Source organism: Pseudomonas sp. CMR5c, from assembly GCF_003850545.1.
Classification (GTDB): Bacteria; Pseudomonadota; Gammaproteobacteria; order Pseudomonadales; family Pseudomonadaceae; genus Aquipseudomonas; species Aquipseudomonas piscis.
Genome location: NZ_CP027705.1, coordinates 791,274 through 811,221 on the forward strand (window position 1 = coordinate 791,274; position 19,948 = coordinate 811,221).

Annotated in this window: 7 protein-coding genes, 2 tRNA genes and 3 rRNA genes; 10 read left to right on the forward strand and 2 right to left on the reverse strand. The window is 60.7% G+C overall.

All coding sequences use genetic code 11. The features are described 5' to 3' along the window. Both C4K40_RS03600 and C4K40_RS03605 read right to left on the reverse strand, forming a co-directional pair. Positions 1–669, reverse strand: a complete 669-nt coding sequence (locus C4K40_RS03600) for a TetR/AcrR family transcriptional regulator (protein WP_022642121.1) — start codon at positions 667–669, stop codon at positions 1–3. A 94-nt stretch (positions 670–763) separates the two neighbouring features. After that, the gene (locus C4K40_RS03605; RefSeq protein ID WP_022642122.1) at positions 764–1,684 is read right to left on the reverse strand and encodes a LysR family transcriptional regulator; all 921 of its coding nucleotides are present in this window, start codon (positions 1,682–1,684) and stop codon (positions 764–766) included. A 125-nt stretch (positions 1,685–1,809) separates the two neighbouring features. On the opposite strand from C4K40_RS03605, the gene C4K40_RS03610 reads away from it, so the two are divergent. The 10 genes from C4K40_RS03610 (at position 1,810) to recD (ending at position 19,903) form a co-directional block, all read left to right on the forward strand. Next, positions 1,810–3,159 carry an aspartate aminotransferase family protein gene (locus C4K40_RS03610; RefSeq protein WP_053132178.1) on the forward strand — a complete coding sequence of 450 codons (1,350 nt, stop codon included), beginning with the start codon at positions 1,810–1,812 and terminating at the stop codon, positions 3,157–3,159. A gap of 74 nt (positions 3,160–3,233) precedes the next feature. Next, complete coding sequence (locus C4K40_RS03615; protein ID WP_022642124.1) at positions 3,234–4,727, forward strand: CoA-acylating methylmalonate-semialdehyde dehydrogenase; 1,494 nt, start codon at positions 3,234–3,236, stop codon at positions 4,725–4,727. A 626-nt stretch (positions 4,728–5,353) separates the two neighbouring features. Then, positions 5,354–6,890 (forward strand): 16S ribosomal RNA (locus C4K40_RS03625). 123 nt (positions 6,891–7,013) lie between these two features. Continuing rightward, positions 7,014–7,090, forward strand: a tRNA-Ile gene (locus tag C4K40_RS03630). 10 nt (positions 7,091–7,100) lie between these two features. Beyond that, a tRNA-Ala gene (locus tag C4K40_RS03635) sits at positions 7,101–7,176 on the forward strand. Between the two features lie 214 nt (positions 7,177–7,390). Continuing rightward, a 23S ribosomal RNA gene (locus C4K40_RS03640) occupies positions 7,391–10,282 on the forward strand. A 140-nt stretch (positions 10,283–10,422) separates the two neighbouring features. Further along, a 5S ribosomal RNA gene (gene rrf, locus C4K40_RS03645) occupies positions 10,423–10,538 on the forward strand. The 16S, 23S and 5S rRNA genes sit together here with 2 tRNA genes alongside, the layout of an rRNA operon. 160 nt (positions 10,539–10,698) lie before the next feature. Beyond that, positions 10,699–14,151 carry an exodeoxyribonuclease V subunit gamma gene (gene recC, locus C4K40_RS03650; RefSeq protein ID WP_053136769.1) on the forward strand — a complete coding sequence of 1,151 codons (3,453 nt, stop codon included), beginning with the start codon at positions 10,699–10,701 and terminating at the stop codon, positions 14,149–14,151. Further along, on the forward strand, positions 14,148–17,837 hold the full coding sequence (gene recB / locus C4K40_RS03655; protein WP_053136772.1) for an exodeoxyribonuclease V subunit beta: 3,690 nt from the start codon (positions 14,148–14,150) through the stop codon (positions 17,835–17,837). The genes recC and recB overlap by 4 nt, the downstream gene beginning before the upstream one ends. Next, positions 17,834–19,903, forward strand: a complete 2,070-nt coding sequence (gene recD, locus C4K40_RS03660) for an exodeoxyribonuclease V subunit alpha (protein ID WP_053136775.1) — start codon at positions 17,834–17,836, stop codon at positions 19,901–19,903. The genes recB and recD overlap by 4 nt, the downstream gene beginning before the upstream one ends. The last annotated feature ends 45 nt before the right edge of the window (positions 19,904–19,948 follow it).

The window sequence follows — 19,948 nt, forward strand, 5'->3', positions numbered from 1 at the left end:
TCAGGCTTTTTCCACAGGTGACAGGCCGCAGCCCTTGAGAATGATGCGCAGCAGGTTGTTGGTAGCGGCTTCCATGTCTTGCTTGGTCAGGCGGCTGCGGCCGGTGACGCGGCAGATCTGGCTGGCGAAGTCGGCATAGTGCTGAGTGCTGCCCCACAGGAGGAAGATCAAGTGCATCGGATCTACCGGGTCCATCTTGCCGGCGTCGATCCAGGCCTGGAACACGCTGGCCCGGCCCTGGAACCAGGTGCGATAGTCCTGGCTGAAATATTCGCTGAGGCATTCACCGCCGCTGATGATCTCCATGGCGAAGATGCGCGAGGCTTGTGGCTGGCGCCGGGAAAACTCCATCTTGGCGCGGATGTAGCGGGTCAGTGCCTCGGCCGGGTCGTCCGCGGCGGTGAGGCTGTTGAAGGTGCTGTCCCACTGCTCGAGGATGTTGCTCAGCACCGCGACGTACAACCCCAGCTTGTTGGTGAAGTAATAGTGCAGGTTGGCCTTGGGCAGCCCGGCGTTCTGCGCGATGGTGTTCATGCTGGTGCCTTTGAAGCCATGGCGGGCGAACTCGTCTTCGGCGGCCTGGATGATGGCTTGCTCGTTCTTCTGGCGGATGCGGCTGGCCGGTTTGCCTGGGTGGGCAGCGCTGTGGGCAGGGACTTCAAGGTTCATGGAGGTTTCCGAGCGAGTCTGTGGGGGGCAGCCTGTGCGTTGATAGCCTACCCGGCTTGAACAGACAAGCCTTGGCGCGACAAAAGCCAGCGGCTCATCGGGTGGTCGCCAGGCTTTCCAGGAAACTTTCCAGGACCAGGTGCGGGCGCCGGCCCTTGCGGGTGACCGTCGACAGGTTCAGGTCGTAGAACCTGGACCTGGGCTTGAGTGCCCGCAGCCGGCCTTGCTGTACCCACAGGCTGGCGTAGTGATCCGGCAGGTAGCCGATATAGCGCCCGGTGAGGATCAGGAAGGCCATGCCCTCGCGGTCCGAGGCGCTGGCGGTGCAGTTCAGCGCCTGGTAGCGGGCCTGGATCTCGGCCGGCAGGCGGAAGGTTGGGGCAATGGCTTCCTGGTCGTTGAGACGCTGGTCGTCCAGCTGCTTGTCATCCACATAGAACAGCGGGTGGCCGACGGCGCAGTACAACAGCGAGCGTTCGTCGTACAAGGGTTGGTATTCCAGGCCGGACAGGGCGCTGGCCTGGGGCACCACGCCGACGTGCAGGCGACCGTCGAGTACCCCTTGCTCGACCTCGCTGGGGGCGATCATGCGGATCTGGATCTGCACGTCCGGGCCGCGTTCCTTCAGTTGCGCCAGGGCATGGGTGATGCGCATGTGGGGCAGGGTCACCAGGTTGTCGGTGAGGCCGATGATCAGCTCGCCGCGCAAATGGCGGTGCAAGCCGTTGACCTCGGTACGAAAGCTTTCCAGGGCGCTGAGCAGTTGCAGTGTCGACTGGTAGACCTCACGGCCTTCCTCGGTCAGGGAGAACCCGGCGCGCCCACGTTGGCACAGGCGCAGGCCGAGCCTTTGCTCCAGGTCGCTCATCTGCTGGCTGATGGCCGAGCGGCCGATGCCGAGGACCGTCTCGGCGGCGGAAAACCCGCCGCACTCCACCACGCTGCGGAAGATGCGCAAGAGGCGGATGTCGAAGTCGCTGACTTGCGCCAGTGGGTCGGCTCGATGAAGGCTCATAGTTTAGTGGGCGGCTGACTGAAGGTTATTAAAGTTGGATTTCATCGACTTTATAGCCGTGGCAACTTAGCCGCAACAACGCTGCATCATTCCTACGCCGCTTCATTGCCTTGCGAGGTTTTGCCATGAACATGCCGGAAAACGCCCACCAGTCTCTGGCCAGTCAGCTCAAGCTCGACGCCCACTGGATGCCCTATACCGCCAACCGCAACTTCCAGCGCGACCCGCGCCTGATCGTTGGCGCCGAGGGCAGTTGGCTGGTGGATGACAAGGGTCGCAAGGTCTATGACTCGCTGTCCGGCCTGTGGACCTGTGGCGCCGGCCACTCACGCAAGGAAATTCAGGAAGCGGTGAGCAAGCAGTTGGGCACCCTGGATTACTCGCCGGGTTTCCAGTACGGCCACCCGCTGTCGTTCCAGCTGGCGGAGAGAATCACCGCCCTGACCCCGGGCAACCTGAACCATGTGTTCTTCACCGATTCCGGCTCCGAGTGTGCTGATACCGCGGTGAAGATGGTGCGGGCCTACTGGCGCCTGAAAGGCCAGCCGACCAAGACCAAGATGATCGGCCGGGCCCGTGGTTATCATGGCGTGAACATCGCCGGCACCAGCCTGGGCGGGGTCAATGGCAACCGTAAGTTGTTCGGCCAGGCGATGATGGATGTCGATCACCTGCCGCATACCTTGCTGGCCAGCAACGCATTCTCCCGGGGCATGCCGGAGCAGGGCGGTATCGCCCTGGCCGAAGAGTTGCTGAAGTTGATCGAGTTGCATGACGCTTCCAACATCGCCGCGGTGTTCGTCGAGCCGTTGGCCGGCTCCGCTGGGGTACTGGTGCCGCCACAGGGCTACCTCAAGCGCCTGCGGGAAATCTGCGACCAGCACAGCATCCTGCTGGTGTTCGACGAAGTGATTACTGGCTTTGGGCGTACTGGCGCGATGTTCGGCGCCGACAGCTTCGGTGTGACGCCGGACCTGATGTGCGTGGCCAAGCAGGTCACCAACGGCGCGATCCCCATGGGCGCGGTAATCGCCAGTTCCGAGATCTACCAGACCTTCATGAATCAGGCGACTCCCGAGTACGCGGTGGAATTCCCCCACGGCTACACCTATTCGGCGCACCCGGTGGCCTGTGCAGCCGGCCTGGCGGCCTTGGACCTGCTGCAAAAGGAAAACCTGGTGCAGAGCGTGGCCGAGGTCGCGCCGCACTTCGAGAAAGCCTTGCACGGTATCAAGGGGGCGAAGAACGTGATCGACATCCGTAACTTCGGCCTGGCGGGGGCGATCCAGATCGCGCCTCGCGATGGCGATGCGATCGTGCGTCCATTCGAGGCCGGCATGGCCCTGTGGAAAGCCGGGTTCTATGTGCGCTTCGGCGGCGACACCCTGCAGTTCGGCCCAACCTTCAACAGCAAGCCGCAGGATCTCGACCGTCTGTTCGACGCAGTTGGCGAAGTGCTGAACAAGCTCGACTGATCCGATCCTTCTTATATAGCAGCAGGTGCGAAGTGGTTCGCGCCTGTGCCTTTCCTCTTTCCAGGAGTTTGCGCATGAGCCTGATTTCCCACCTGATCCATGGTGAGTTGGTAAGTGATAGCGGTCGCAGCAGCGATGTCTTCAACCCGTCCACTGGCCAGGCGATCCATAAAGTACCGTTGGCCAGTCGCGAGACCATCCAGCAGGCCATCGATTCCGCCAAGTCGGCATTCCCGGCCTGGCGCAATACACCGGCGGCCAAGCGTGCCCAGGTGATGTTCCGCTTCAAGCAATTGCTGGAGCAGAACGAAGCGCGTATCGCCCAGCTGATCAGCGAAGAACATGGCAAGACCCTGGAGGATGCCGTTGGCGAGTTGAAGCGTGGCATCGAGAACGTCGAGTACGCCTGCGCAGCGCCGGAAATCCTCAAGGGCGAGTTCAGTCGTAACGTCGGGCCAAACATCGATGCTTGGTCCGACTTCCAGCCGCTGGGGGTCGTGGCGGGTATCACGCCATTCAACTTCCCGGCCATGGTGCCGTTGTGGATGTACCCGCTGGCGATTGCCTGTGGCAACTGCTTCATCCTCAAGCCTTCCGAGCGTGATCCCAGCTCCACGCTGTTGATCGCCCAACTGCTGCATGAGGCCGGGCTGCCCAAGGGCGTTCTGAACGTGGTGCATGGCGACAAGACCGCGGTGGATGCGCTGATCGAGGCTCCGGAGGTCAAGGCCTTGAGTTTTGTCGGCTCGACGCCGATTGCCGAATACATCTATGCCGAGGGCACCAAGCGCGGCAAGCGCGTCCAGGCGCTGGGTGGGGCGAAGAACCACGCGGTGCTGATGCCGGATGCCGACCTGGATAATGCCGTCAGTGCGCTGATGGGCGCGGCTTATGGTTCCTGCGGCGAGCGTTGCATGGCGATTTCGGTTGCGGTGTGTGTGGGAGACCAGGTGGCTGATGCCCTGGTGGCCAAGCTGGTGCCGCAGATCAAGGCGCTGAAGATCGGTGCCGGTACTTCCTGCGGCCTGGACATGGGGCCACTGGTCACCGCCCAGGCAAAGGACAAGGTCAGCGGTTATGTGGAAGACGGCGTGGCTGCCGGCGCACAGCTGGTGGTGGATGGCCGTGGCTTAAGCGTGGCGGGTCACGAGGAGGGCTTCTTCCTGGGTGGCTGCCTGTTCGATCGAGTGACTTCGCAGATGCGTATCTATAAAGAAGAGATCTTCGGGCCGGTGTTGTGCATCGTGCGGGTCAACAGCCTGGAAGAGGCCATGCAACTGATCAACGATCATGAGTATGGCAATGGCACCTGCATCTTTACCCGGGATGGTGAGGCTGCGCGCTTGTTCTGCGACGAGATCGAAGTGGGCATGGTGGGGGTCAACGTACCGCTGCCGGTGCCAGTGGCCTACCACAGCTTTGGTGGCTGGAAGCGTTCGCTGTTCGGCGACTTGCATGCCTATGGTCCCGATGGTGTGCGTTTCTACACTCGCCGCAAGGCCATTACCCAGCGCTGGCCGCAACGGGCCAGCCATGAGGCTTCGCAATTCGCTTTCCCTAGCCTTTAAGCAAGACGCTGTTCAAGGCCGGCCCGAGAGGGCCGGCCTTGGCATTTATGGGCTTTTTTGACCGATGTGACAGATTTATGAAAATAAGTGTTGACGGCAGATTCTACAGGTCTATAATTCGCCCCACTTCCGGCGCAGTCGAAACGGAAAACTCCTTGAAATTCAACGAGTTACGAAGATTTCGGCAGCGGTCACGCTTCAGTTCATCGAAGTCCGAAAGGAGCTGATAAGGCAGCGAAAGTAGCCTTGTTAGCGTTTCGATCCTCTCGATCGAAAGCGGTTAAAAAGAGGTGTTGACAGCAGCGTGTAACGCTGTAGAATTCGCCTCCCGCTAACGAGAGATCGAAAGCGCAAGTGGTTGAAGTTACAAAGGAAACTTTGAAAACTTCTTAAAAAAATCACTTGACAGCAAATGAGGCTGCTGTAGAATGCGCGCCTCGGTTGAGACGAAAGATCTTAACCAACCGCTCTTTAACAACTGAATCAAGCAATTCGTGTGGGTGCTTGTGTAGTCAGACTGATAGTCAAAAAGATTATCAGCATCACGAGTGACCATGCGAGAAATCACATAGTCATTTGAGATTGCTGAGCCAAGTTTAGGGTTTCTTAAAAACCCAAGCAGTATTGAACTGAAGAGTTTGATCATGGCTCAGATTGAACGCTGGCGGCAGGCCTAACACATGCAAGTCGAGCGGATGAAGTGAGCTTGCTCACGGATTTAGCGGCGGACGGGTGAGTAATGCCTAGGAATCTGCCTGGTAGTGGGGGATAACGTTTCGAAAGGGACGCTAATACCGCATACGTCCTACGGGAGAAAGCAGGGGACCTTCGGGCCTTGCGCTATCAGATGAGCCTAGGTCGGATTAGCTAGTTGGTGAGGTAATGGCTCACCAAGGCGACGATCCGTAACTGGTCTGAGAGGATGATCAGTCACACTGGAACTGAGACACGGTCCAGACTCCTACGGGAGGCAGCAGTGGGGAATATTGGACAATGGGCGAAAGCCTGATCCAGCCATGCCGCGTGTGTGAAGAAGGTCTTCGGATTGTAAAGCACTTTAAGTTGGGAGGAAGGGCAGTAAGCTAATATCTTGCTGTTTTGACGTTACCGACAGAATAAGCACCGGCTAACTCTGTGCCAGCAGCCGCGGTAATACAGAGGGTGCAAGCGTTAATCGGAATTACTGGGCGTAAAGCGCGCGTAGGTGGTTTGTTAAGTTGGATGTGAAAGCCCCGGGCTCAACCTGGGAACTGCATCCAAAACTGGCAAGCTAGAGTATGGTAGAGGGTGGTGGAATTTCCTGTGTAGCGGTGAAATGCGTAGATATAGGAAGGAACACCAGTGGCGAAGGCGACCACCTGGACTGATACTGACACTGAGGTGCGAAAGCGTGGGGAGCAAACAGGATTAGATACCCTGGTAGTCCACGCCGTAAACGATGTCAACTAGCCGTTGGGGTCCTTGAGACTTTAGTGGCGCAGCTAACGCATTAAGTTGACCGCCTGGGGAGTACGGCCGCAAGGTTAAAACTCAAATGAATTGACGGGGGCCCGCACAAGCGGTGGAGCATGTGGTTTAATTCGAAGCAACGCGAAGAACCTTACCAGGCCTTGACATGCAGAGAACTTTCCAGAGATGGATTGGTGCCTTCGGGAACTCTGACACAGGTGCTGCATGGCTGTCGTCAGCTCGTGTCGTGAGATGTTGGGTTAAGTCCCGTAACGAGCGCAACCCTTGTCCTTAGTTACCAGCACGTTATGGTGGGCACTCTAAGGAGACTGCCGGTGACAAACCGGAGGAAGGTGGGGATGACGTCAAGTCATCATGGCCCTTACGGCCTGGGCTACACACGTGCTACAATGGTCGGTACAGAGGGTTGCCAAGCCGCGAGGTGGAGCTAATCCCACAAAACCGATCGTAGTCCGGATCGCAGTCTGCAACTCGACTGCGTGAAGTCGGAATCGCTAGTAATCGCGAATCAGAATGTCGCGGTGAATACGTTCCCGGGCCTTGTACACACCGCCCGTCACACCATGGGAGTGGGTTGCACCAGAAGTAGCTAGTCTAACCTTCGGGAGGACGGTTACCACGGTGTGATTCATGACTGGGGTGAAGTCGTAACAAGGTAGCCGTAGGGGAACCTGCGGCTGGATCACCTCCTTAATCGACGACATCAGCTGCTTCATAAGCTCCCACACGAATTGCTTGATTCATTGAAGAAGACGATAGAAGCAGCTTTAAGCTCCAAGCTGATAGCTCCAAGCTAACAGTTACAAGCTCGAAATTGGGTCTGTAGCTCAGTTGGTTAGAGCGCACCCCTGATAAGGGTGAGGTCGGCAGTTCGAATCTGCCCAGACCCACCAATTTTGTTATGGGGCCATAGCTCAGCTGGGAGAGCGCCTGCCTTGCACGCAGGAGGTCAGCGGTTCGATCCCGCTTGGCTCCACCATAAACTGCTTCTGAAAGCTTAGAAATGAGCATTCAAATCGAATGTTGATTTCTAGTCTTTTGATTAGATCGTTCTTTAAAAATTTGGGTATGTGATAGAAAGATAGACTGAACACTACTTCACTGGTAGTGGATCAGGCTAAGGTAAAGTTTGTGAATTCAAACTTTCGGCGAATGTCGTCTTCACAGTATAACCAGATTGCTTGGGGTTATATGGTCAAGTGAAGAAGCGCATACGGTGGATGCCTTGGCAGTCAGAGGCGATGAAAGACGTGGTAGCCTGCGATAAGCTTCGGGGAGTCGGCAAACAGACTTTGATCCGGAGATCTCTGAATGGGGGAACCCAACCATCATAAGATGGTTATCTTGCACTGAATACATAGGTGCAAGAGGCGAACCAGGGGAACTGAAACATCTAAGTACCCTGAGGAAAAGAAATCAACCGAGATTCCCTTAGTAGTGGCGAGCGAACGGGGACTAGCCCTTAAGCTTCTTTGATTTTAGCGGAACGCTCTGGAAAGTGCGGCCATAGTGGGTGATAGCCCTGTACGCGAAAGGATCTTAGAAGTGAAATCGAGTAGGACGGGGCACGAGAAACCTTGTCTGAATATGGGGGGACCATCCTCCAAGGCTAAATACTACTGACTGACCGATAGTGAACTAGTACCGTGAGGGAAAGGCGAAAAGAACCCCGGAGAGGGGAGTGAAATAGATCCTGAAACCGTATGCGTACAAGCAGTGGGAGCAGACTTTGTTCTGTGACTGCGTACCTTTTGTATAATGGGTCAGCGACTTATATTCAGTGGCAAGCTTAACCGAATAGGGGAGGCGTAGCGAAAGCGAGTCTTAATAGGGCGTTTAGTCGCTGGGTATAGACCCGAAACCGGGCGATCTATCCATGGGCAGGTTGAAGGTTAGGTAACACTGACTGGAGGACCGAACCGACTACCGTTGAAAAGTTAGCGGATGACCTGTGGATCGGAGTGAAAGGCTAATCAAGCTCGGAGATAGCTGGTTCTCCTCGAAAGCTATTTAGGTAGCGCCTCATGTATCACTCTAGGGGGTAGAGCACTGTTTCGGCTAGGGGGTCATCCCGACTTACCAAACCGATGCAAACTCCGAATACCTAGAAGTGCCGAGCATGGGAGACACACGGCGGGTGCTAACGTCCGTCGTGAAAAGGGAAACAACCCAGACCGTCAGCTAAGGTCCCAAAGTTATGGTTAAGTGGGAAACGATGTGGGAAGGCTTAGACAGCTAGGAGGTTGGCTTAGAAGCAGCCATCCTTTAAAGAAAGCGTAATAGCTCACTAGTCGAGTCGGCCTGCGCGGAAGATGTAACGGGGCTCAAACCATACACCGAAGCTACGGGTATCACGTAAGTGATGCGGTAGAGGAGCGTTCTGTAAGCCTGTGAAGGTGAGTTGAGAAGCTTGCTGGAGGTATCAGAAGTGCGAATGCTGACATGAGTAACGACAATGCGAGTGAAAAACTCGCACGCCGAAAGACCAAGGTTTCCTGCGCAACGTTAATCGACGCAGGGTTAGTCGGTCCCTAAGGCGAGGCTGAAAAGCGTAGTCGATGGAAAACAGGTTAATATTCCTGTACTTCTGGTTATTGCGATGGAGGGACGGAGAAGGCTAGGCCAGCTTGGCGTTGGTTGTCCAAGTTTAAGGTGGTAGGCTGAAATCTTAGGAAAATCCGGGATTTCAAGGCCGAGAGCTGATGACGAGTTACCTTTTAGGTGACGAAGTGGTTGATGCCATGCTTCCAAGAAAAGCTTCTAAGCTTCAGATAACCAGGAACCGTACCCCAAACCGACACAGGTGGTTAGGTAGAGAATACCAAGGCGCTTGAGAGAACTCGGGTGAAGGAACTAGGCAAAATGGCACCGTAACTTCGGGAGAAGGTGCGCCGGTGAGGGTGAAGGACTTGCTCCGTAAGCCCATGCCGGTCGAAGATACCAGGCCGCTGCGACTGTTTATTAAAAACACAGCACTCTGCAAACACGAAAGTGGACGTATAGGGTGTGACGCCTGCCCGGTGCCGGAAGGTTAATTGATGGGGTTAGCGCAAGCGAAGCTCTTGATCGAAGCCCCGGTAAACGGCGGCCGTAACTATAACGGTCCTAAGGTAGCGAAATTCCTTGTCGGGTAAGTTCCGACCTGCACGAATGGCGTAACGATGGCGGCGCTGTCTCCACCCGAGACTCAGTGAAATTGAAATCGCTGTGAAGATGCAGTGTATCCGCGGCTAGACGGAAAGACCCCGTGAACCTTTACTATAGCTTTGCACTGGACTTTGAGCTTGCTTGTGTAGGATAGGTGGGAGGCTTTGAAGTGGGGACGCCAGTTCTCATGGAGCCATCCTTGAAATACCACCCTGGCAACCTTGAGGTTCTAACTCAGGTCCGTTATCCGGATCGAGGACAGTGTATGGTGGGTAGTTTGACTGGGGCGGTCTCCTCCTAAAGAGTAACGGAGGAGTACGAAGGTGCGCTCAGACCGGTCGGAAATCGGTCGCAGAGTATAAAGGCAAAAGCGCGCTTGACTGCGAGACAAACACGTCGAGCAGGTACGAAAGTAGGTCTTAGTGATCCGGTGGTTCTGTATGGAAGGGCCATCGCTCAACGGATAAAAGGTACTCCGGGGATAACAGGCTGATACCGCCCAAGAGTTCATATCGACGGCGGTGTTTGGCACCTCGATGTCGGCTCATCACATCCTGGGGCTGAAGCCGGTCCCAAGGGTATGGCTGTTCGCCATTTAAAGTGGTACGCGAGCTGGGTTTAGAACGTCGTGAGACAGTTCGGTCCCTATCTGCCGTGGACGTTTGAGATTTGAGAGGGGCTGCTCCTAGTACGAGAGGACCGGAGTGGACGAACCTCTGGTGTTCCGGTTGTCACGCCAGTGGCATTGCCGGGTAGCTATGTTCGGAAAAGATAACCGCTGAAAGCATCTAAGCGGGAAACTTGCCTCAAGATGAGATCTCACTGGGATCTTGAATCCCCTAAAGGGCCGTCGAAGACTACGACGTTGATAGGTTGGGTGTGTAAGCGCTGTGAGGCGTTGAGCTAACCAATACTAATTGCCCGTGAGGCTTGACCATATAACACCCAAGCAATTTGCGAACTCGATAGAGACCAGATTGCGGTGTGTGAAGATGACCAACCGAAAGTTTGACACACAAACCTATTACATACCCATTCGCTGGAACGTTGCCCAAACAACGGCTCAGCTACAGAATTTCTTGACGACCATAGAGCATTGGAACCACCTGATCCCATCCCGAACTCAGCAGTGAAACGATGCATCGCCGATGGTAGTGTGGGGTTTCCCCATGTGAGAGTAGGTCATCGTCAAGATTAAATTCCGAAACCCCAATTGCGAAAGCAGTTGGGGTTTTGTCTTTGCGCGGACGAAAAACCATAGCGGCCCACAGCTCTTTGATCGGCTCGGCTGCCAGCCTTCCGTGACAGTGCTAAGGTTCCGCCCTAGCTTTTTGCATTCTCCAAGGAAGCCCTTATGCCGGACGTCTCGTCCATCAACCCTGGTTTCATGGTGGTTCATGGCAATCGCCTGGACGAGTTGCGTAGCCTGGTGGTCAGCTGGATGCGGCGTTACCCACTGGCTCCCCTGGAAAATGAAATCGCCCTGGTCCAGAGCAACGGTATTGCCCAGTGGTTGAAGCTGGCCCTGGCCGAAGATCCAGAGGACGATGACTCCGGCGGTTGCGGCATCGCTGCTGCCATCGATGTGCAATTGCCCGGCAGCTTCATGTGGCAGCTGTATCGCCAGGTACTGGGACGCGACGAAATCCCGCCCAAGTCCCTGCTGGACAAGGCCCCGTTGACCTGGCGACTGATGCGGCTGCTACCGGAGCTGATCGACGAGCCCCATTTCGAGCCCCTGCAACGCTTCCTGACCCACGACAGCGACTTGCGCAAACGCTATCAGTTGGCCGAGCGCCTGGCCGACCTGTTCGACCAGTACCAGGTGTACCGCGCCGACTGGCTGGAAGACTGGGCCGCAGGTCGCCACCAACTGCGCAACGTCCGTGGCGAGCCCAAGCCCCTGACCCCGGCCAACTGCTGGCAGGCCGAGCTATGGCGAGCGCTGCTCCTGGATGTTGGCACCGAAGGCATGGCCCAGAGCCGTGCAGGCGTGCACCAGCGCTTCATCGAACGCATCAACCACCTGCACACCGCCCCCTCTGGCTTGCCGTCCCGGGTGATCGTCTTCGGCATCTCCTCATTACCGGCCCAAGTGCTGGAAGCCCTGGCCGGCCTGGCTCGCTTCAGCCAGGTGTTGCTCTGCGTGCACAACCCTTGCCGCCACCACTGGGCCGATATCGTTGCCGACAAGGACCTGTTGCGCCACCAGTACAAACGCCAGGCGCGCAAGGCCGGCATGCCTCAAGCCCTGGACCCGGAGACCCTGCACCAGCACGCCCACCCCTTGCTGGCCGCCTGGGGCAAGCAAGGCCGGGACTACATCAATCTGCTGGACAGCTACGACGATCCCAACAGTTATCGCGCGGCCTTTCGCGATGGACGGATCGACCTGTTCAGCGAGAGCCGCCCTGCCAGCATGCTCCAGCAGCTGCAGGACGACATCCTCGAGCTGCGCCCCCTCGGCGAAACACGCGAACTGTGGCCAGGGGTCGATCCACAACAGGACCAGTCGATCCGTTTCCACATTGCCCATAGCGCCCAGCGCGAGGTGGAGATCCTCCACGACCAGTTGCTGGCCCGCTTCAGCGCCGACCCCGATCTGCGCCCACGGGATGTGATCGTCATGGTCCCGGACATCGACAGCTACGCACCGCATATTCGGGCGGTGTTCGGCCAGCTGGAGCGTGATGACCGGCGCTTCATCCCCTTTACTCTCACCGACCAGGGCCAGCGTGGCCGCGATCCGCTGCTGATCGCCGTGGAACACCTGTTGAAGCTTCCGGACAGCCGCTTTCCGGTCAGCGAAATCCTCGACCTGCTGGACGTCCCGGCGCTGCGTGCACGTTTCGGCGTCGACGAAGCCGACTTGCCCACCCTGCATCGCTGGATCGAAGGCGCCGGCATCCGTTGGGGCATGAATGCCGAACAACGAGCCGAATTGGGCCTGCCCCAGGAGCTGGAGCAGAACAGCTGGCGTTTCGGTCTGCGGCGGATGCTGCTGGGTTATGCCGTCGGTCGTTCCGCGGCCTGTGGCGGAATCGAACCCTACGATGAAATCGGTGGCCTGGACGCAGCCCTCATCGGCCCGTTGGTGGCCCTGCTCGATGCCCTGCAACTGGCCTACGAGCAGCTCTGCCAGCCCGCCGCGCCGGAGCAGTGGGGCGAACGCCTGCACAATCTGCTGGAGCTGTTCTTCCTGGCCAGCACCGAACATGACGACTACCTGCTGGGCCAACTGGAAGACCTGCGTGAAACCTGGCTCGAAACCTGCGAAGCCGTGGGCCTGCAAGATGAGCTGCCGCTGACCGTGGTCCGCGAAGCCTGGCTGGCGGGCCTCGACCAGGGGCGCCTGTCCCAGCGCTTCCTCGCCGGTGCGGTGAATTTCTGCACCCTGATGCCGATGCGTGCCATTCCCTTCAGGCTGGTGTGCCTTTTGGGAATGAACGATGGCGACTATCCTCGGGCCCAGCCGCCGCTGGACTTCGACCTGATGGGCAGCGACTACCGTCCGGGCGATCGTTCGCGCCGCGAAGACGATCGCTACCTGCTGCTCGAGGCTCTGCTTTCGGCTCGTGACCAGCTCTATATCAGCTGGGTCGGCCGCAGTATCCGCGACAACAGCGAGCGCCCCGCGTCGGTACTGATCGGCCAATTGCGCGATCACCTGGCCAGTGGTTGGCACCTGGCGGACAACGGCCAATCGCTGTTGGAAGAACTGACCCAGGAGCATCCGTTGCAACCCTTCAGCGCTCGCTATTTCCACGACAGCGATCCGCTGTTCAGCTATGCCCGGGAGTGGCAGGTGCTGCACCAGGACCGCGAAGAGCAGGCTGTGGCCGAGTGCCTGGAGCCCTACGTGCAGGAAGAACCCCTGAGCCTGGCCCAGTTGCAGGATTTCCTGCGCCACCCGGTTCGGCATTTCTTCAGCCAGCGGCTCAAGGTGTTCTTCGAAGCGATGGAGGCCCCCCTGGCCGATGAAGAACCCTTCGTCCTCGATGCGCTGCAACGCTACAACCTCAGCGACAGCCTGCTTGCGGCCGCGCTGGCCGATGTCGAGCAACCGGAGCAGGCATTGCAGGACCAGGCCCAGCGTCTTCAGGCCAGCGGCCTGCTGCCCATGGCCGGTTTTGGCGAGTGCCTGCAGCGGGAGTTGATGGAGCCGCTGCCCGACCTGCTGCAACGCTATCGGCAGCTGTTGGCCCTGTGGCCAACGCCCCTGGCCAGCGCCTTGCCCATCAGCCTGGAAGTGCAGGGCGTACGGATCGAAGGCTGGCTCAGTGCCCTGTACCAGCGGGCCGACGGTGGCTTGCTGGCGGTGACCACCATCGCCAACGCCATCGGCTCCACCAAAACCCGCAAATGGCACCGGCTGATCAAGCCGTGGATCAACCACTTGCTGGCCTGTGCCAGCGATTACCGCCTGACCACCGCGCTGGTGGCCAGCGATGACAGCCTGTTGCTGGCTCCTTTGGAGTCGCAAGTGGCCCGGCAGATCCTCGAGGACTTGCTGCGCGCCTGGCAGGCGGGCATGCGCCAGCCATTGCCCGTGGCGATCAAGACCGCCTTCGCCTGGCTGGGCCAGGGCGATCCGGACAAGGCCGCGGCCGCCGCGCGCAAGACCTACGATGGCGATGGCCAGAACAGCCAGGGCGAACGTCGTGAAAGCCCGGCCCTGGCCCGGCAGTTCGCCGACTACAACGCATTGATTGCCGATGAAACCTTCAGCGCCTGGGCCGAAACCCTTTACCGCCCGCTGCTCGATGCACCCTGGCGCTCGGCCCTCGGCGAGGAGGCCGGCGCATGACTGTACAGACTCCCCTGGCCCTGGCTTTTCCCCTGCGTGGCAGCCAGCTGATCGAGGCCAGCGCCGGCACCGGCAAGACCTTCACCATTTCCGCACTCTACCTGCGCCTGGTGCTGGGCCATGGCGGCACGAGGACAGGCTTTGGTCGCGAGCTGCTGCCGCCGCAGATCCTGGTGGTGACCTTCACCGACGCCGCCACCAAGGAATTGCGTGAACGTATCCGCACCCGCCTGGCCGAGGCCGCCCGCTTCTTCCGCGATGAAACCCCGGCCCCGGACGGTCTGATCGAGCAACTGCGCCAAGAGTATTGCGCCGAGCAATGGGCGGCCTGCGCCAACCGCCTGGATATCGCTGCCCAATGGATGGATGAGGCTGCGGTTTCCACCATCCACAGTTGGTGCCAACGGATGTTGCGTGAGCACGCTTTCGACAGCGGCAGCCTGTTCACCCAGACCCTGGAGACCGACCACAGTGACCTGCTGGGCGAGGTCCTGCGCGACTACTGGCGGCTGTTCTGCTATCCGCTGCAAGGTGAGGCGCTGAACTGGGTGCGCAGCCATTGGGTGGGGCCGGCCGAACTGCTGCCCCGGGTCCGGGCGTTGTTCGGCAATGAGCGACGCGATCCACAGGACCAGACGCCCGGCGAGCTGATCGATGCCAGCCTGCAAGAGCGCCGCGCGGCCCTGGTGCAGATCAAGGCTCCCTGGCGCCAATGGGCCGAGGAATTGCGCGAGATCTGCCTGCAAGGGGTGGCGAGCAAGAGTGTCGATGGCCGCAAGATGCAGGCCCGCTATTTCGAGCCCTGGTTCGACAAGATCAGCGCCTGGGCCGAGGACGAGAGCCTCGAGCAACTGGATATCGGCACCGGTTTCAGCCGCCTGACGCCCGAAGGCATGGGCGAAGCCTGGAAGGGCGAGCCTCCCAGCCATCCCGGTCTCGATGCCATGGCCGGGCTCAAGGCCAGCCTCGAGGCCTTGCCCAGCCCGGATGCGGCGGTGCTGCAACACGCGGCGCAGTGGGTCGGGGCGCGGTTCGAGGAAGAGAAGCGCCGTCGCGCCGAGATGGGCTTCGACGACATGCTGTTGCGCCTCGATGGCGCCTTGCAGAATGACGATGGCGGGCGCCTGGCCAGCCTGATTCGCGAGCAATTCCCAGTGGCCCTGATCGACGAATTCCAGGACACCGACCCGGTGCAGTACCGGATCTTCGAGAGCATCTACCGCATCGAGGACAACGACCCGGCGACCGGGCTGTTCCTGATCGGCGACCCCAAGCAGGCGATCTATGCCTTTCGCGGCGCCGATATCTATACCTACCTGCGAGCGCGCCAGGCCACCGATGGCCGCTTGCATACCCTGGGCACCAACTTCCGCTCCAGCCAAGCTATGGTCGCTGCGGTCAACCATGTCTTCCTGCAAGCCGAGCAGCGCCCGCAAGGGCGCGGTGCCTTCCTGTTCCGCGAGAGCAATGGCAACAACCCGGTGCCGATCCTGCCCGTGGCGGCCCAGGATCGCCAAGAGCGTTTGCAGGTCGATGGGCAGCCGCTGCCGGCGTTGAATTTCTGGCTGCTGCCCTCGGAACAACCGGTATCCGGTGCTTTGTATCGCCAGCAACAGGCCGCGGCCTGTGCCAGTGCCATCGTCGGCTTGCTCAACGGTGGCCAGCAGGGCCGCAGCGGTTTCGTTCGCGATCAGCAAGGGTGCACGGGCCTGCTGCCCGCGGACATCGCCATCCTGGTGCGCGACGGCAAGGAGGCCCAGGCCATCCGTACCGAGCTGGCTGCCCGTGGCGTGCGCAGTGTCTACCTCTCGGACAAGGATTCGGTATTCGCCGCCCAGGAGGCCCGCGACCTGCTGGTGTGGCTCAAGGCCTGCGCCGAGCCGGATGTGGAGCGGCCGCTACGGGCGGCCCTGGCTTCGCTGACCCTTGACCTGCCGCTGCTGGAGCTGGAGCGCCTGAACCAGGATGAACTGGCCTGGGAAGCACGGGTCATGCAGTTCCGTGGTTACCGTGGGATCTGGCGCAGCCAGGGCGTACTGCCGATGCTGCGCCGCCTGCTGCACGACTTCCAGCTACCCCAGGCGCTGATGGCCCGCAGCGATGGCGAGCGGGTGCTGACCAACCTCCTGCACCTGTGCGAGCTGCTGCAGCAGAACGCCGCCGAGCTGGATGGCGAGCAGGCGCTGATCCGCCATCTGGCCGAGCACCTGGCGCTCTCCGGACAGGCCGGCGAAGAGCAGATCCTGCGCCTGGAAAGCGATGAACAACTGGTCAAGGTGGTCACCATCCACAAGTCCAAGGGCCTGGAGTATCCCTTGGTCTTCCTGCCATTCATCTGTTCCACCAAACCGGTGGACGGCAGCCGCTTGCCGTTGCATTACCACGATGGCGCCGGCAAGCCCCAGGTCAGCCTGCGGCCCACCGAGCAACTGATCGCCCAGGCCGACGAAGAACGCCTGGCCGAGGACCTGCGCCTGCTCTATGTGGCCCTGACCCGGGCCCGGCATGCCTGCTGGCTGGGGGTTGCCGATCTCAAGCGGGGCAACCAGGGCAGTTCGATCCTGCATCTTTCGGCCCTGGGTTATCTCTTGGGGGGCGGTGCGGCGCTCACTGAATCCACGGGCCTGCAGCGTTGGCTGCTGGATCTGCAGCAAGGCTGCCCGGCCATCGGCGTGGGCGAGTTGCCGGCCGTCGATGAGCAGCGTTTCCATCCGCCTCGCAACCCGGCCCGCCTGCTGGCCCCGCTGGTGCCTGCACGACGTGCGGCGGAGCACTGGTGGATCGCGTCCTACAGCGCCCTGCGCATCAGCGACACCCTGGGCAGTGCCAGCCAGGCGCCGGACGACCCCCAGGCCCAGAAGCTGTTCGACGACGAACGCCTGGATCCCGAGGCCCCTCGGGAAGTGGTCGCCAGCAGTGGCGATATCCACCGTTTCCCCCGTGGACCGAATCCCGGCACCTTCCTCCATGGCCTGTTGGAGTGGGCGGGCGGGGAGGGTTTCGATGCCAGCCCCGAGGCGATCACCGATGCCGTCGCCCGCCGCTGCAACCGTCGTGGCTGGCAAGGCTGGATCCCGACCCTGAGCGGCTGGCTGCAGCATCTGTTGCAGGCGCCGATGCCCATTGGCGATGGCCTGCCGCCGGTGGTGCTGGGACAACTTGACCAGTACCGGGTCGAAATGGAGTTCTGGTTCGCCAGCCACAAGGTCGATGTGCTCAAGCTTGATGAACTGGTGCGCCAGCAGACTCATCAGGGCGCGGCCAGGGTCACCGCCGAGCCGGTGCTGCTCAATGGCATGTTCAAGGGTTTCATCGACCTGACGTTCGAGCACCACGGCCGTTACTACGTGGCTGACTACAAATCCAACTGGCTGGGCGCCGATGACGCCGCCTACACCGAGCAGGCCATGGAACAATCGATTCTCGACAACCGCTACGACCTGCAATACGTGCTGTACCTGCTGGCCCTGCATCGACAGTTGAAAGCCCGCCTGGCCGACTACGACTACGACCGGCACATGGGCGGCGCCTTGTACCTGTTCCTGCGCGGTACCCACTCGGCCAGCCAGGGTGTGTATTTCGCCCGGCCGCCACGACAGTTGATCGAACGCCTGGACCTGATGTTCCAGGGCCGGGCCGAGCCACCCAAGGCCGAACCGGCCTGGGAGCAGGGAGTACTGCTATGACCCCGGACCTGTTTGGCGCCCTGGACGAGCCGGTTCCCCAAGCCCCGGACCTGGCGCCGCTGAGCCATTGTGCCGACCTGTTGCTGTTGCTCGATCGTTGGGTCGCCCGTGGCTGGCTGCGGGCCCTGGACAGGGCCTTCGTCGGTTTTCTCCATGAACTGGACCCGGACTGCGACCCGCTGGTGCTTATGGCTGCGGCCCTGACCAGCCATCAATTGGGACATGGGCACGTTTGCCTGGATCTGTTCGAGACACTCAAGGAGCCGGATTTCGCCCTGTCGCTGCCGCCCGAGGGCGATGTGCAGGGCGGCGCCCCGGTGTTGCCGTCCCAGGTCCTGGCCAGCCTGGAAGGCGCCCACTGGTGCAAGGTGCTGGCCGGCAGCCGGCTGGTGGCCCTGGCGGCGGATCATGGCGAGGCCGCCCGGCAACGGCCGTTGGTGCTGTCGGGCAAGCGCCTGTACCTGAGGCGCTACTGGGCCTACGAGCGGCGCATCGACCAGGCCTTGCGCCAGCGCCTGGCCCAGACCGAGGCGGCCCCGGAACACCTGGCCCGGCGCCTCGACGACTTGTTCGGCGCGGCCCGGCCATCCGGTCCCGTCGACTGGCAGAAGCTCGCCTGCGCCCTGGCCACCCGGGGCGCGTTCAGCATCATCACCGGCGGCCCGGGCACCGGCAAGACCACCACCGTGGTGCGCCTGTTGGCCTTGCTCCAGGGGCCGGCGGTGGAGGCGCGCAAGCCGCTGCGCATCCGCCTGGCAGCGCCCACTGGCAAGGCAGCGGCGCGTCTGACCGAGTCCATCAGCCTGCAGGTTCGCTCGCTGTCGGTGGCCGATGAAGTGCGGGAAAAGATCCCCAGCGACGTCACCACCGTGCACCGTCTGCTGGGCAATCGACCCGGCACCCGGCACTTCCGCCATCACGCCGGCAATCGCCTGCCGCTGGATGTACTGGTGGTGGATGAAGCCTCGATGATCGACCTGGAAATGATGGCCAACCTGCTGGACGCCTTGCCGGCCCATGCCCGCCTGGTGCTGCTGGGGGACAAGGACCAGTTGGCGTCGGTGGAGGCCGGGGCGGTGCTGGGCGACCTGTGCCGCGATGCCGAGGCCGGTTGGTACGATCCTCGGACCCGGGCCTGGCTGGAAGCGGTCAGCGGTGAAGACCTCTCCACCAGCGGCTTGCAGGAAGACACTGGGCACCAGCATCCGCTGGCCCAGCAAGTGGTGATGCTGCGTCACTCCCGGCGCTTCGGCGAAGGCAGCGGCATCGGCCAACTGGCGCGCTGGGTCAACCAGCAGCAAGCCGACGAAGCCCGGCGCCTGCTGGCGGCGCGCAGTCATGCCGACCTGTACTGCCTGGGTCTCAAGGGTGAACAGGATCGGGCCCTGGAGCGGCTGTTGCTGGAAGGTCACGGCGAGGGGCCGCAAGGTTATCGTCACTACCTGAATGTCCTGCGCAGCCAGCGTCCCGCCGCCGACACTGCTGTCGACGACCGGCTCTGGACCGACTGGGCGCGCCATGTCTTGCAGGCCTTCGACCGCTTCCAACTGCTGTGCGCGGTGCGCAAGGGGCCTTGGGGCGTGGAGAACCTCAACCTGCGCGTGACCCAGGCCTTGTTCAAGGCGCGGCTGATCGACAGCGACCAGCAGTGGTACGAGGGCCGGCCAGTGCTGATGACCCGCAACGACTACGGCCTGGGCCTGATGAACGGCGATATCGGCATCGCCCTGCACCTGCCGGAGCAGGGGGGGCGCCAGGTGCTGCGCGTGGCCTTCCCGCGCAACGACGGCCAGGGCGGAGTGCGCCTGGTACTACCCAGCCGTCTGAATGATATCGAGACGGTTTATGCCATGACGGTGCACAAGTCCCAGGGCTCGGAGTTCGCCCACACTGCGTTGATCCTGCCCGATGCGTTGAATCCAGTGCTGACCAAGGAACTGATCTACACCGGCATCACCCGCGCCAAGGACTGGTTCAGCCTGATCGAGCCCCGTGCCGGAGTGTTCGAGGAGGCAGTGCGGCGCAAGGTCAAGCGCTTGAGCGGGCTGATGCTGGAGCTGGACTGACGCCCCGGTTCCAGGCATCTTGCAGCGCTTCGATATCGCGGCACT